Here is a 13,419-nt window from a genome sequence, read left to right on the forward strand (position 1 = left end):
AAATCAGTGGGGCCGGGCTGCCGTGCGGAGATCGGCGATGGCGATGGCGGCGTCGTCGGCCCCGTACACGGACGAACCGGCCACGAACACCGATGCCCCGGCCTCGGCCGCCCTCAGGATCGTGTCGGGGGTGATCCCGCCGTCCACCTGGATGACCAGGGGCAGATCACCGCCCCTGATCGCCTCCGCGGCTCGCCTGATCTTCGGCAGCGTGAGGTCGAGGAAGGCCTGGCCCCCGAAACCGGGTTCCACGGTCATCACGAGCAGCATGTCGAGTTCACCGAGCAGGTCGAGGTACGGCTCCACCGGCGTGGCCGGCCGGAGGGCCATCCCTGCCCGGGAACCACCCGATCGCAATTCCCGCGCCAGCTTGACCGGCGCTGCGGCCGCCTCTGCGTGGAAGGTGACGGACGCCGCTCCGGCTTCCGCGTACTGCGGCGCCCAGCGGTCGGCGTCCTCGATCATGAGGTGGACGTCCAGCGGGACGGGACTGACCTGCTGGATGCGGCGCACCACGGGAAGACCGAGCGTCAGGTTCGGCACGAAGTGATTGTCCATCACGTCCACGTGGACGGCGTCGGCCGTCGCGATGCGCTGGAGCTCCGCCTCGAGGTTCGCGAAGTCGGCGGAGAGGATGCTCGGATTGATCTGCAGGTGCGTCACGGCTGCTTCCTGATGAGTGCGAGGTACATGGCATCTGTTCCGTGCAGGTGGGGCCAGAGCTGCGCGCCCGCACCGTGCCCGGCGCCCAGTGGGCCCCCGGTGCTCACGGCGTCCAGCCCGGCGTCGGCGTCGAGCAGTTCGAAGCCCTCGCGTCCCCGCAGGCAGTCCTCGACCACCACCTCGGTCTCCGCATGGTGGGGGGAGCACGTCACGTAGGCGACCACACCGCCCGGCGCGACGGCGTCCAGCGCGGAGGCGAGCAGGGCGCGCTGCAGGGGTGCGAGGGACACGAGATCGGCCGGACGGCGTCGCCAGCGCGACTCCGGACGCCGGCGCAACGCACCAAGTCCGGTGCACGGTGCGTCCACGAGCACGCGGTGGTACTGCCCCGGCTCGTCGCGTCCGACGTCGCGCCCGTCACCGGTCCGTACGGTCCAGGTGTCCTCGGGGAACACCCGCAGCGCCTGCCGGACGAGCTGCGCGCGGTGCGGGACGGGCTCGACGGCGGTCACATGGACCCCGGCGTCCTGACCCAGCGCGGCGAGGAGGGCGGTCTTGCCCCCGGGTCCGGCGCACAGATCGAGCCACCGTTCTCCCCCGTCGGCGTCCTGCCGGCCGTCCTCGGCGATCCCGCCCGCAGCACCGACCGGGCGCGTGAGGTCGACCGCTGCGAGTGCGCGGGCCACCAGCTGCGATCCGGCGTCCTGGACGCGTACCGTCCCGGCTGCGACTCCGGGCAGTCGGGCGATGTCCCCGCCCGAGTACAGGGCCGACGCCGGTGCAAGCCGCCCTTCCTCCGCGCCCTGTGCGAGGAGGTCGTCGATGGTCGCCAGGCCCGGCAGGGCGACGAGGTGCACGAGGGGGGCCGCGTTGTCCGCCGCCAGCAGGGCGTCGATCTCCCCTGCCTCGCGTCCGTGCGCCACCAGCGCCTGGCGCAGCGCCCGCACGATCCACTGCGGGTGGCTGTGGGCGAGCGACGCGATCTGCGTGGGGTCGGTCAGACCGGCGACGAGCTCCTCGACCCACCCGTCCAGATCACGCGCTGTGACCTTGCGGAGCACCGCGTTGACCAGAGCGGACGGCCCCGCGCCGATCACGGCGCGGACGAGGCCAACCGTCTGGTCCAGCGCGGCGTGAGCAGGAACGCGCATGCCCAGCAGCTGGTGCACGCCGATCCGCAGCGCGTCGAGGACCGCCGGGTCGAGCTGCTCGAGGGGGCGGTCCACGCATCGCGCGAGGATGGCGTCGTAGGTGCCCTGGCCGCGGAGCGCACCGTAGGTCAGCTCCGTGGCGAACCCGGCGTCCCTCCGGTCGAGGCGGTGCTTGCGGATCGCGGCGGGCAGCACGAGGTTGGCATAGGCATCCTCGAGGGCGACCGCCTGGAGCACCTCGAACGCGACGAGGCGGGCAGGATCGGCGCGTCGGGAACGCTGCGACGGAGCAGACTGAGAGAACTTCCGTTCCCCTCCGCGATTGCGTTCCCGCCCCTGCTCGTTCCGGCGCGGGCCACCCGTGCCGGCACCGGAACGCGCAGAGGAACCGGCACCGTCACGGCTGCCGCCGCCGCCGGTGCGCCCGGCATTCCCCGACGGCCCGTCGCGCCGGGCTCCGCTCCCCCCACGACTCCCACCGCCCCCGCGGCGATCGGCCGCGCCGCTGCTTCCTGCATCACTCACGTGAACACCAACTCTCCGCGCGCTGCCGCGCCCCGCGCCCAGTCGAGCGCGTTCATCATGATCTTCCCGGCGGGCTGGACCATCCCGAGCACCACCGCGGTGGTGCCCGTCCCGGCCAGCACCGTCTTGCCCTCAAGCACCACCTGCCCGGGCGCCAGGGTGCGGGCGACGGCGTCGGCGTCGTCCAGGGTGGGCGCAGGGGTCACAGGGCCGAGCTTGACCCGCTGTCCGTCGAGCAGGGTCCACGGGCCCGGCTCGGGCGTCATCGCGTTGATCCGGCGGCGCACGACGACGGCGGGCGCGCTCCAGTCGATCCGGGCGTCGTCGAGCGTCAGCTTCGGCGCCAGCGTCACGTCGCCCGACTGCGGGGTCGCTGCCACACGGCCCGCATCCAGCCCCGAGAGCGTCTGCACGAGCAGCACCGCCCCGCTGTGGGACAGCCGCCAAAGCACCTCGCCGCTCGTGACAGCGGGGTCCAGCGTCTCCGTCATCACGCCGAACACGGGCCCGGTGTCCATGCCTTCCTCGAGGCGGAAGGTGGTGGCGCCCGTGACGTCGTCGCCGGCCAGGATGGCGTGCTGGACCGGAGCCGCCCCGCGCCAGGCCGGCAGCAGCGAGAAGTGCAGATTGATCCAGCCGTGACGGGGCAGCTCGAGCGCAGCCGGCGGAACCCGGCCCCCGTAAGCGACGATCGCCGCGGCATCGAGGTCGAGGGCGGCCACCTGCGCCACGAGGCCCGGATCGAACCGATTGGCCTTGATGACCGGGAGCTGCAGCTGGTCGGCAGCGAGGGCGACCGGGCTCGGGGTCATCACCCGGCGCCTTCCGACGGGCGCATCGACGCGCGTCAGTACGGCGGCGACCTCGAAGCCTGCGTCCACGAGTGCGGTGAGGGAGGGCACGGCGACCTCCGGGGTGCCCGCGAACAGGATCCTCATGGGCGGACCCGCCTGCTGGACGATGTCCGCGCAGCGGACGCCGAGCTAGGCACGGCGACGAAACTGGAACCGAGGGTGCGTGACCTCTGCTCCGCCGTGCGGGAGGTCACGCGGTTGTAGTCCGCGCTCCGGATCGCTTTCAGGGCGCTGCGGCGGTCCTCGCCCTCGAGCCGATCGATGTAGAGGGTCCCGAGGAGGTGATCCGTCTCGTGCTGGAGGGCGCGCGCGAGCATGCCGCTGCCCTCGACGCTCACCTCGGCACCGGTGACGTCGTTGCCGGTGACCCGCGCCCACACGGTCCTGTCGACGTAGCTACCGAGCCCCGGGACGGACAGGCACCCCTCGACGTCGGACTCGCCCTGCGATTCCCCCCACGTCTCGAGCACGGGGTTGACCACGTGGCCCTCGGCTCCATCCACCCGGAACGTGAACACCTGCAGACCGACCCCCACCTGGGGGGCGGCGAGGCCGGCACCCTGCACATCGATCATGGTCTCGGTCATGTCATCGACGAGACGCGCTAGGTACGGACCGAACTCGGTGACGGGGGCCGCGGGCGTGCGGAGGATCGGATCGCCGATCATGCGGATACTCAGCACGGCCATGGTCGGGTCTTCCTCGCTTCGATCGTCGGCGCTCCGGGACTGCGGGGCAGGTCGGCGACGCGCGGGCGACTTCTCCGCCTGCGGAGCACGTCCTCGCCGCGGATCAATCCTAGTGCCGCGACCACGCCCGATGAAGCGCGCGGAACGACGGGGTGGTGTCCGGTGGACTCAGGCGGGACCGGCGGGTGCCGCGACCTGGGGTGACTCGCCGTCGAGAGGGGCGTCCGAGGTCCCGCGTGAAGCATCGACGACCGAGCTCCCGCCGTCGGTGGCGGATGCCATGCCGCGACCCGGAGGCGGTGCGATCGGGAGGAGGGCGCGGCCGGCTTCCTCCGCCTCCAGCCCTGCCTCCCACGCCCGACGCAGTGCACAGAAGCGCAGCCAGTGGTGACGCAGCACCGCCGGATTGGCCCGCATGGCACGCACCTCGGTCTGTCCGACCGCCACGCCGAGCAGCAGGGGCTGCTCCGCGTGGTCCCAGGGCCGCCACTCCCCCGCCTCGGGATCGACGAGAGCCTCCTGCGCCTTCATCCCGGCCACCAACTGCATGACCACCTTGTCGTCCAGCGCCTTGACGAAGCCCTCACGATCGGTCTTCTTGGTCTTGTAGTCGATGAGGCAGGTGCGCCCGCCGATCGTCGCCACGAGATCCAGCGTGCCCGCATAGCCGAGTTCCGCGTTCCACACCGTGAGTTCCGGTTCGACCGGGCGGACGTCGAACAGCTCCCACCACTCGTCGAAGCGCTGTGCGAAGCCGCTCTCACCGTTCTCCACGAGAGCGAGACGGGCCGGCTCGAGCTCGTGCTCGCGTCCGAGTGCCCGCAGGGCGACCTGCTCGCAGTAGCGGTGGACACGGGTACCGCGCAGTGCGGCGTCGTCCCGGTACCGTTCAGCGGCGTCGGCCGCGTCCTTGACCGCCTGCCGGAGCTCGGCGGGGTTGCCGAGGGCCGCGGGCAGCCGGGTGTCCCGGGCGAGCGAGGACGCCGCCATGTGCCCGAACCAGCCTCCCAGCGAGCTCGGCGCCTGGGAGATCACCGTGGTGATCGACGGCACGGACGGCTGCTCGGACGACGAACGGGCGTACATCCTGCCGTGAGGTGTGGCGTGGGCGAGCGCTGGTGCTGTCATGGCTCGAGTCTCTCAGTCCCCTCTGACAGACTCCGACACGTTCCGGCGCGCGGCTCCGGCTCCCGCGCGCCGAATTGGACGAACCCCCCAACGTCCTATACAGTTTTCTCTCGTTGGAAAGCGACGAAACGCTGCGAAAAGGTCACCCTCGAGCACGGATTTCAGGTCTTTTTTCCTTCTGCGGACGTAGCTCAGCTGGCTAGAGCACCACCTTGCCAAGGTGGATGTCGCGGGTTCGAATCCCGTCGTCCGCTCGCAAGTCACTGTAGGCCGGTTCACTCCGGTCACCGGAGCAGTCCGGTCACGGTGGGGTGGCCGAGAGGCGAGGCAGCGGCCTGCAAAGCCGTATACGCGGGTTCGAATCCCGTCCCCACCTCGTGACGGCACGAGCACCCAGCAATGGGCGATTGGCGCAGCGGTAGCGCGCTTCCCTGACACGGAAGAGGTCACTGGTTCGATCCCAGTATCGCCCACCACGGCGCCCCACGGGGCGCCTTTCTCGTAGCCTCATGCCCGTCCTCCGCACGAGGGCGGGCATTCCTGCGTGTCAGCCCAAGGCGAACCCTGCTCCCATCCGGTCCTCGCCGACCCTCCCTGGCCTATGCTTGTGGCAGCGGAAACGGTACTGCGTTTCCACGACCGAAAGGAGGTGTCCGTGGGTTTATTGGATGGGCTCAAGGGCAGGGCCGGCACCCTCGCGGGTAAGGCGACCGAACTCATTGGCGGAAATTCCGACAAGGTGAAGAACGGCATCGGTAAGGCTGGCGACTTCGTCGACAGCAGGACCCATGGCAAGTATTCCCGTCACATCGATGGAGTGCAGTCCAAGGCTTCGGAGATGGTCGACAAGATCGACGCGAAGGACGGCAAGGGCGACGTCGGCCCTACCTCCCCGCCGGCCGTGTGATCCCAGCCCGGCAATAAGGAAGCGCCGGTCCCGCCGTGAGGCGGTACCGGCGCTTCTTGCGTGTCAGGGGAGTTCCTCGCCGGACGGGCTGGTGGTCGGGTCGTCGCCCGCGCGCTCCGTGGCCGATCAGGCCCGGCCGACGACGTCGCTGCCCTGACGCGCCAGAGCGGTGAGCCGGGACACGGCCCTGTAGTACTTCTTCATGTAGCCGCCGTTCATCATCTCCTCGGTGAACAGGCGGTCGAAGGTCTGTCCGCTCGCCATGATCGGCACGTCGCGGTCGTACAGCCGGTCGGCGAGCACCACGAACCTCAGTGCCACCGCCTGCTCCGAGATGGTGCGCACGTCGTGCCACGCGACGGTGTCCACGCCGTCGAGCAGCTGACGGTACCGGCTGGGGTGCACACCGGCCAGGTGCCGGAGCAGGCCGTCGAAATCGTCCTCGGCGAGCACCCCGCCGTCGTAGCCGTCAATCCGCCGGCGCAGCGTGGCGTCGTCGATCGCGGCGGGCGCCTCGGGGAGACCGCGGTGGCGGTAGTCCTCGCCGTCGATGCGCGCCACGTCGAACTGGTCGGCGAGCACCTGGATCTCACGCTGGAAGTCCTGCGCCGCGAACCGCCCGTCCCCGAGAGAACCCGGCAGGGTGTTGGACGTGGCCGCGAGCTTCACCCCGGCGTCGGCGAGCTCGCGCATCAGCCGGGACATCAGCACGGTGTCCCCCGGGTCGTCCAGCTCGAACTCGTCGATGCACACGAGGCTGTAGCCGCTCAGCGCGTCCACCGTCTTCCGGAAGGTCAGGGCACCCACGAGGTTCGTGTACTCGACGAACGTGCCGAAGGCCTTCCTACCGGACGCGGCGTGCCAGAGGGAGGCCAGGAGGTGGGTCTTGCCCACGCCGAACCCGCCGTCGAGGTAGATGCCCGCGCGGCCGGGGTTCTTCTTCCCTCCGCCGAACAGCTTGCGCAGGCCCGTCGGCTCGGCCTCGTTGACGGAACCGGCGAACTCCCGGAGCTTCGTCACCGCAGCAGCCTGCGAGGGTTGCTGCGGGTCCGGGCGGTAGGTGTCGAAGGACACCTCGCCGAAGCGCGGCGACGGGTAGAACCCGTGCAGCAGTTCGTCCACCGATACCTTGGGGGCGCGTTCAGTCAGATGCTCGATCACTGGCACGAATCGGAACCGCTCTCTTGTCCTGGAATGTGGCGGGCACTGCAGCCGCCGATCTGTCAGCAAACATTACGGTACCCACGGCCCCTGCACCGGTGCGCTTCCCGGCCCGGAGGGCACCCGGAAGCAATGGGAGTGGCGCGTGGTTAGGCTAGACGGCAGACCGCCCATCCACGATCCGGAAGGCCACCATGACCCTGGCTCCAGACACGCAGGACAAGTTCGCCGAGTACGCCCACCCCGAACGCCTCGTCTCGACGCAGTGGCTCGCCGAGAACCTCGGAGCCGAGGGTCTGGTCGTCGTCGAGTCGGACGAGGACGTGCTGCTCTACGAGACAGGTCACGTGCCGGGCGCCGTCAAGATCGACTGGCACACGGAACTGAACGACGAGGTCACCCGCGACTACATCGACGGCGCCGGATTCGCGCAGCTGATGTCCGCCAAGGGCATCTCACGGGACACGACGGTCGTCATCTACGGCGACAAGAGCAACTGGTGGGCCGCCTACGCGCTGTGGGTCTTCAGCCTGTTCGGCCACGAGGACGTCCGGCTCCTCGACGGCGGGCGCGACAAGTGGGTGGCCGAGGGCCGCGAGCTCACCACCGACCGTCCTGCCGCCGGAAGCACCGACTACCCGCTCGTGGACCGGAACGACTCCCCGATCCGCGCGTACCTCGGTGACGTGCTCGAGCACTTCGGCAAGCCCCTGATCGACGTCCGCTCGGGCGACGAGTACACGGGAGCCCGCACCACCATGCCCGCCTACCCCGAGGAGGGCGCGCTGCGCGGCGGTCACATCCCCACCGCCCGCTCGGTGCCGTGGGCCCGCGCGGCTGCCGAGGACGGTACCTTCCGGACCAGGGCGGAGCTCGACGCCATCTACCGTGACGAGGCCGGGCTGCAGGACGGCGACGACGTGGTGGCCTACTGCCGCATCGGTGAGCGCTCGAGCCACACGTGGTTCGTGCTCACGTACCTGCTCGGCTTCCAGAACGTCCGCAACTACGACGGCTCCTGGACGGAATGGGGTAACGCCGTGCGCGTCCCCATCGTCCGGGGGGACCAGCCGGGTGAGGCACCGGCCTCGGCAGGCGCGCGATGACCGCCGAGACCGTCCCCGCGAAGCTCGCGGAGATCATCGACGACTTCCAGGACCTCACGGAGCCGGACCGCCTGCAGCTCCTGCTGGACTTCTCACGGGAGCTGCCGGCCCTGCCCGAGCGGTACAGCGAGCATCCCGAACTGCTCGAGCAGGTCGTGGAGTGCCAGAGCCCGCTCTTCCTGACGATGGAGATCGGACAGGCGCCCGAGCGGCGCGTCCACCTGTTCTTCTCCGCCCCGCCCGAGGCACCCACGACGCGCGGCTTCGCAGGCGTGCTGCTCGAGGGCCTCGACGGGCTGCCCGCGGCGGAGGTCCTCGCGGTGCCCGACGACGTCCCCGACCGCCTCGGCCTCACACGGGCCATCACCCCCCTGCGCATGCGCGGGATGTCGGCGATGCTCGGCCGGATCAAGCGGAAGATCAGGGAAGGCCAGTAGGCCTCACCCGGTGGGCTCGGGCGCCGACGCTCCGGCGTCGGCCGCCCGTCCGCCCGGGACGGTCCGGCCGAACAGCCTGCTCTCGAGCCACCGTTCCACCACGGAGTCCCACCGCTCGGCGTCGACGTTCCACTCCTTGGTGTGCCGTGCCCGGTGGAACCGCTCCAGCGTGACGAACCCCGGGTTCTTCGCGGCCAACTCCACCGACGGCCGGATGGGCACGAACTCGTCGTCCTCGCTGTGAAGGACCAGCGTGGGCAGGGTCAACTGCTCGGCCCGTGCCACCCAGTCCATGCTCTTGAGATCCAGTGGGGCGGCGAGGCCCGTGATGCGCCGTGCCCGGGGGCTCGCGAGGAGGGCCTGCCCCAGGCGTCCCACGCGTGCCGGGATGCGGTTGAGCTCGGCGTGATGCGCGAGCACCTCGATCCAGTTGAGCACCGGGCCGTCGAGCACCAGGGCCCTGATCCTGCGTCGGTGCCGCGAGAGGTCGGCAGTCTGCAGCACGATCGCGCCGCCCATCGACCACCCGAAGAGCACCACGTCCTGTGCCCCGTGGGCCACGGCGACGTCGATGGCGGCGTCGACGTCCTGCCACTCGGTCATCCCGAGGCCGTACCGGCCGTCCGACGCCGAGGGCGCTTCGCCGTCGTTCCGGTAGGAGATGACGAGGCTCGTCATTCCCAGCCTCCGTGCGGCGGGGACGGCGCGCAGCGCCTCAGCGCGTGACGCGCCCCGGCCGTGCACCATGATCGCCCAGGTGCGCGCGGGGACCTCCGCGCGGACCAGCCATGCCGGGGCCGTTCCTCCCTCGACGGGAACGCCCACCTCGACCTCCGCGAACCCGATCGCCGACGGCGAGGGGAAGACGGCGCCACCCCACCAGCCCCTCGTGGCCGAGGTCAGGTCACCCGCGTACACGGTCTCGACCTCACGCTCGACCGTTCCCTCACGGGGTACGTAGGAGCGGATGGCCCCGATACGGGCGTGCCCCGCCCCGCCGTCGAAGTGGAGGCTGTAGGTCCCCTCGATGGTGGTGTCGTCATTCGCCGGGAGGATCACGGTCCGGTTCCCCGCGGGCCCCACGACCGCGAGGATGTCGAGGTTCTCGTCGCGCCGGGGCGACGGCGTCACGACCTGGCGGGCGAAATACACGGCGAGTCCGGAGACGATCCCGGCAGCGGACGAGGTCAGCACGGCTCCGGCTCCGACCCCGAGTGCCGTCCAGCGGACCCAGGGCGCGCGCATCCGCTTGACCGCGGCCGGTGACGTCGTCGATGCCATGCTTCCCTTTCTACCCTGCGCTCCGAGCCGCGTCGATTCGCCACTCGGCAGGGATGCCCGGGCAAGCGGCGGGCACGGCACCGCGGAGGGCGGGAACAGCATCCGGGCGGAGCGTTCCAGGTCCTCGTCCGGACACCCGCCCTACCGTGCATCAAAGCGATCGCGAGCGCAGAGGAAAGCCCAGGGAGGTCATCGGGACCCGCAGTACAGTGACGGTATGACCCAGACCATCCTTGTCCTCAGCGAGGTGGCCCTCACCCCGGCCGATCTCCGCAATCTCCGAACGCTCGAGGGGGAGGAAGCCGCGGAGGTGGTGGTCCTCATCCCCGAGGATCGCGAGGAGTCCCTGCTCGGTGAATTCTTCCGCCACCTCAGCCTGCTCGAGGTCGGCGAGGCCTTCAGGACCTTCTCGGCCGACGACGACCGTGAGGACCGCGTGGAGGCCCGTACGGCCCTCGCGGAATCGCTCGACGCCCTGACCCGGGAGGGTTTCACCGCGCGAGGGCGCACCACCACCGGGGATCCCGTCGCGGCACTGGTCGAGGAGGCACGAGCGAGCGGCGCCACGCAGGCCGTGGTCATCACACGCCCCCACGCGATCGCCGACACCTTCCACACCGACTGGGCGAACAAGGCGCAGGACGCACTCGGTATCGCCGTCCTCCACCTGTACTCCGGGTCGGGATTTATTGGCGACTCCTAGGCGTTGCACGGGGTATGACTACCGAACATGACCAATTCCGGCCAGACATCGAGAAGTCCGACGACGAATGGCGGCAGGAGCTGACCGCCGAGGAGTTCCAAGTACTCCGCAGGGCGGGCACAGAGCGTCCCTACACGGGCGAGTACCACGACGCGAAGACCGTCGGCACGTACGCGTGCCGTGCCTGCGGGGCGGAACTGTTCACGAGCGGTGAGAAGTTCGACTCCCACTGCGGCTGGCCGTCGTTCTATGCGCCGCTCGCGGAGGACCGCGTGAGGTACCTGCACGACCGTTCGCTCGGGATGGAGCGCATCGAGGTCCGCTGCGCACGCTGCGACTCGCACCTCGGTCACCTGTTCAAGGGCGAGGGCTTCGACACCCCCACCGATCAGCGGTTCTGCATCAACTCCATCTCGATGCGCCTGGTACCCGCCGAGGCGTAGCTCGGTTGCCGTTGCTCGGCACAAGTGATCGTCGGTCTGCGGGAGCGACGGCTCCCCAGGTGTCAAGACGTCAGGAAGGGCCGGTCCGATGGACCGGCCCTTCCTCGCGTCACCGGCAGGTCAGCTGGGTCTCGTGAAGGACGGCGACGAGCGGAGCATCAGGAACGCTTCACCTCAGGCAAGAGCGGTGTAAGTATTCCTGTTCTCTCGCTACTCTCGGTGCAACGGCACTCACCACGACGAGACGAAGCAGGAGCCATGACGATCACGATCCTCCGACCCGTGAACCAGCGACCCCAGGAGCACACTGCCTGGCTGCGACTCAAGGACGCGGTCCAGCGGATCCGCCCTCTCCAGGTGAAGGACGGCTCGATCCCCGACACCGAACACCACGGGATCGCCGCCGAGGCAGTCGCCCACATCACCGCGGCCGTCGGGGACCTCGCTCCCCTGTTCCCCCACGACGCCGACTACCTCACACGCACCGTGACCGCCTTCGAGGCCTGGGAGGCGAGCGCATTCGCCGTTCCCGACTTCCTCGAACCGCTCCTCGCCTTCCAGCCGCAGCTCGACCGCATCGACGGGCTCCAGCACCTCGTGGTGTTCCCCATGTACACCCAGAACGGCAGTACGAACCGACTGGTCGAAGCGGTGCTGATCGAGGTGCTCTGGCCCGAGTTCATCGCCGAGCTCGAAGCCGGCGACTACTCGAACGCACTCTTCGTCCCCATCCGCTTCCTCGACTTCACCGACGGCTACGACACGAACTCCGCCGTGCTGTTCCCCGAGACCGTGGCCGTGAGCTCGACGCCCACCTTCACGTGGGGAGCCATCTTCGCCGACCGCGAGGCAGCACGGTTCCGGAAGGTCGTCCGCGCCGCCGCCGACATCACCCGCCTCGACCTGCCGGGTGACGCCCTCGACCTGCTCGAGGACCAGCAGCTCACGGAGGAGACCTTCGTGATGTGGGACCTCATCCACGACCGCACCCACATGCGCGGTGACCTGCCCTTCGACCCGTTCATGATCAAGCAGCGCATGCCGTTCTTCCTGTACTCGCTCGAGGAGCTCCGGTGCGACCTCACCGCGTTCCGCGAGTCCGTCCGCATAGCGCAGGACGACGACGCCTCCCCCGACGCGCGGCGTCACGCGAAGCTGGTGCAGTACGCCGTCATCTTCGACCGCATCTTCCGGTTCAGCATCACCGGTAACCGCGTGCGCAACTACGACGGCCTCGGCGGTCAGCTGCTCTTCGCATGGATGCACCAGCACCATGTCCTGCACTGGACGGACACCAAGCTGACCATCGACTGGGACGAGGCGGCCGACGTCGTCGTTGCACTTGGGGAGCAGATCGAGCAGCTGTACTGGCGTTCGATCGACCGACCCAAGACCGCGCACTGGCTGGCGGCGTACGCGCTGGTGTCCGCGACCGTCACGCCGCACCCGGCGTCCGTGTGGGCGAGGGGGCCCGAGGCCCTGGACCTGATGGGGCCGCCGCGAGGGCTCACCGATGCCGTGCTCGACGACGAGTTCCCGCTCTCCATGTTCTTCGAGGCGCTGGAGAAGAAGATGAAGCCGGTGATCGAGTCCACGGCCGGGATCACCGGGGCGTCAGCGTGACCCAGGTGACCCGGGAGCGGTCCGGTGCCGCCGTGGTCGCCGGGGCGGCCGGTGCTTCGGGGCGGGCCCTGACCCGGCGCCTGATCGCCGACGGGCACGCCGTCGTCGCCGTCGGGTCCGACCGCGATCGCCTCGACGCGGCCTTCGACGGGTGGGAGGGCGTGGACCTGCAGGTGTGCGACCTCGGCGACGAGGACGCCGTGGCCGCGCTTGCCGGCCACGTGGCGTCCGTCCACGGGGGCGCCACGGCGGTGTACCACCTGGTGGGCGGCTGGCGTGGGGCCGCGGGGATCACCACGCAGTCCCTGGCCGACCACGAGGCCCTGCACCGCTCGGTGTTCCTCACCCTCTTCATGACCAGCCGGGCGTTCTACGACCAGCTGGCCGAGCAGGGGGGTCGCCTCGCGGCCGTGACCGCCACCGCGGTCGCCGCCCCGACCGCGGCCAACGCCTCCTACGCGGCTGTGAAGGCCGCCGTCGACGCCTGGCTCCAGGCCGTCGCCCAGGGATTCGCGAAGGACGGCACCACGGCGGCGGCCACCGCCGTGGTCGTCAAGGCCCTCCTGGACGACGACCTGCGCGCCGCGCACCCGGAACGCTCCTTCCCCGGCTTCACGCACGTCGACGAGCTCGCCCGCGTCCTCGCGTCCCTTCCCGGCCGCGCGGCGGCCGAGGTGAACGGCGCTCGGCTCGACGCCGTCCCTCCCTCCCGGCCGCGCGAGACAACACCGCCCGCTCGGGGATAATG

14 protein-coding genes and 3 tRNA genes are annotated in these 13,419 nt (G+C 70.3%); 10 read left to right on the forward strand and 7 right to left on the reverse strand.

Annotated features, from left to right (window positions below):
* Positions 1–3: 3 nt before the first annotated feature.
* The 5 genes from rpe to AC4D16_RS02200 form a co-directional block, all read right to left on the reverse strand.
* Entirely contained in the window at positions 4–663 is a 660-nt protein-coding gene (gene rpe, locus AC4D16_RS02180) for a ribulose-phosphate 3-epimerase (protein WP_490953783.1), read from the reverse strand.
* Positions 660–2,339: an RsmB/NOP family class I SAM-dependent RNA methyltransferase gene (locus AC4D16_RS02185; protein ID WP_490953784.1), complete on the reverse strand. Its 1,680-nt coding sequence runs from the start codon at positions 2,337–2,339 to the stop codon at positions 660–662. Before AC4D16_RS02185 ends, rpe begins: the two co-directional genes overlap by 4 nt.
* Positions 2,336–3,277 (reverse strand): methionyl-tRNA formyltransferase, encoded by a 942-nt coding sequence (locus AC4D16_RS02190; protein ID WP_490953785.1) that lies wholly within the window; start codon positions 3,275–3,277, stop codon positions 2,336–2,338. Before AC4D16_RS02190 ends, AC4D16_RS02185 begins: the two co-directional genes overlap by 4 nt.
* Positions 3,274–3,882: a peptide deformylase gene (gene def / locus AC4D16_RS02195; RefSeq protein ID WP_490953786.1), complete on the reverse strand. Its 609-nt coding sequence runs from the start codon at positions 3,880–3,882 to the stop codon at positions 3,274–3,276. The genes AC4D16_RS02190 and def overlap by 4 nt, the downstream gene beginning before the upstream one ends.
* Positions 3,883–4,050: 168 nt before the next feature.
* Positions 4,051–5,010 carry a cytochrome gene (locus AC4D16_RS02200; RefSeq protein WP_490953787.1) on the reverse strand — a complete coding sequence of 320 codons (960 nt, stop codon included), beginning with the start codon at positions 5,008–5,010 and terminating at the stop codon, positions 4,051–4,053.
* A 180-nt stretch (positions 5,011–5,190) separates the two neighbouring features.
* Between AC4D16_RS02200 and AC4D16_RS02205 the strand changes: the two genes are divergently transcribed.
* The 4 genes from AC4D16_RS02205 to AC4D16_RS02220 all read left to right on the forward strand — a co-directional run bounded on the left by AC4D16_RS02205 (position 5,191) and on the right by AC4D16_RS02220 (position 5,917).
* A tRNA-Gly gene (locus AC4D16_RS02205) sits at positions 5,191–5,264 on the forward strand.
* A gap of 51 nt (positions 5,265–5,315) precedes the next feature.
* A tRNA-Cys gene (locus AC4D16_RS02210) sits at positions 5,316–5,386 on the forward strand.
* A 25-nt stretch (positions 5,387–5,411) separates the two neighbouring features.
* A tRNA-Val gene (locus AC4D16_RS02215) sits at positions 5,412–5,486 on the forward strand.
* Positions 5,487–5,665: 179 nt separating this feature from the next.
* A complete protein-coding gene (locus AC4D16_RS02220; protein WP_490953788.1) occupies positions 5,666–5,917 on the forward strand; it encodes an antitoxin in 252 nt (83 codons plus the stop codon).
* Positions 5,918–6,043: 126 nt separating this feature from the next.
* Here AC4D16_RS02220 and zapE read toward each other — a convergent pair whose 3' ends face one another.
* Positions 6,044–7,084 carry a cell division protein ZapE gene (gene zapE / locus AC4D16_RS02225; RefSeq protein ID WP_490953789.1) on the reverse strand — a complete coding sequence of 347 codons (1,041 nt, stop codon included), beginning with the start codon at positions 7,082–7,084 and terminating at the stop codon, positions 6,044–6,046.
* Between the two features lie 188 nt (positions 7,085–7,272).
* On the opposite strand from zapE, the gene AC4D16_RS02230 reads away from it, so the two are divergent.
* The gene (locus tag AC4D16_RS02230) at positions 7,273–8,184 is read left to right on the forward strand and encodes a sulfurtransferase (RefSeq protein WP_490953790.1); all 912 of its coding nucleotides are present in this window, start codon (positions 7,273–7,275) and stop codon (positions 8,182–8,184) included.
* Complete coding sequence (locus AC4D16_RS02235) at positions 8,181–8,621, forward strand: SufE family protein (protein ID WP_490953791.1); 441 nt, start codon at positions 8,181–8,183, stop codon at positions 8,619–8,621. Before AC4D16_RS02230 ends, AC4D16_RS02235 begins: the two co-directional genes overlap by 4 nt.
* 3 nt (positions 8,622–8,624) lie before the next feature.
* On the opposite strand, the gene AC4D16_RS02240 is transcribed toward AC4D16_RS02235, so the two are convergent.
* Positions 8,625–9,902: an alpha/beta hydrolase family protein gene (locus AC4D16_RS02240; protein WP_490949070.1), complete on the reverse strand. Its 1,278-nt coding sequence runs from the start codon at positions 9,900–9,902 to the stop codon at positions 8,625–8,627.
* Between the two features lie 217 nt (positions 9,903–10,119).
* On the opposite strand from AC4D16_RS02240, the gene AC4D16_RS02245 reads away from it, so the two are divergent.
* The 4 genes from AC4D16_RS02245 to AC4D16_RS02260 all read left to right on the forward strand — a co-directional run bounded on the left by AC4D16_RS02245 (position 10,120) and on the right by AC4D16_RS02260 (position 13,417).
* On the forward strand, positions 10,120–10,605 hold the full coding sequence (locus tag AC4D16_RS02245; RefSeq protein WP_490953792.1) for a hypothetical protein: 486 nt from the start codon (positions 10,120–10,122) through the stop codon (positions 10,603–10,605).
* Between the two features lie 14 nt (positions 10,606–10,619).
* The gene (gene msrB / locus AC4D16_RS02250; protein ID WP_490949068.1) at positions 10,620–11,048 is read left to right on the forward strand and encodes a peptide-methionine (R)-S-oxide reductase MsrB; all 429 of its coding nucleotides are present in this window, start codon (positions 10,620–10,622) and stop codon (positions 11,046–11,048) included.
* Positions 11,049–11,306: 258 nt separating this feature from the next.
* The gene (locus AC4D16_RS02255) at positions 11,307–12,671 is read left to right on the forward strand and encodes a DUF6421 family protein (protein WP_490953793.1); all 1,365 of its coding nucleotides are present in this window, start codon (positions 11,307–11,309) and stop codon (positions 12,669–12,671) included.
* Positions 12,668–13,417, forward strand: coding sequence for an SDR family NAD(P)-dependent oxidoreductase (locus AC4D16_RS02260; RefSeq protein WP_490953794.1), 750 nt, complete (start codon positions 12,668–12,670; stop codon positions 13,415–13,417). The genes AC4D16_RS02255 and AC4D16_RS02260 overlap by 4 nt, the downstream gene beginning before the upstream one ends.
* Positions 13,418–13,419: the final 2 nt, after the last annotated feature.

The sequence above is a fragment of the Arthrobacter sp. TJ-236 genome, assembly GCF_058269235.1.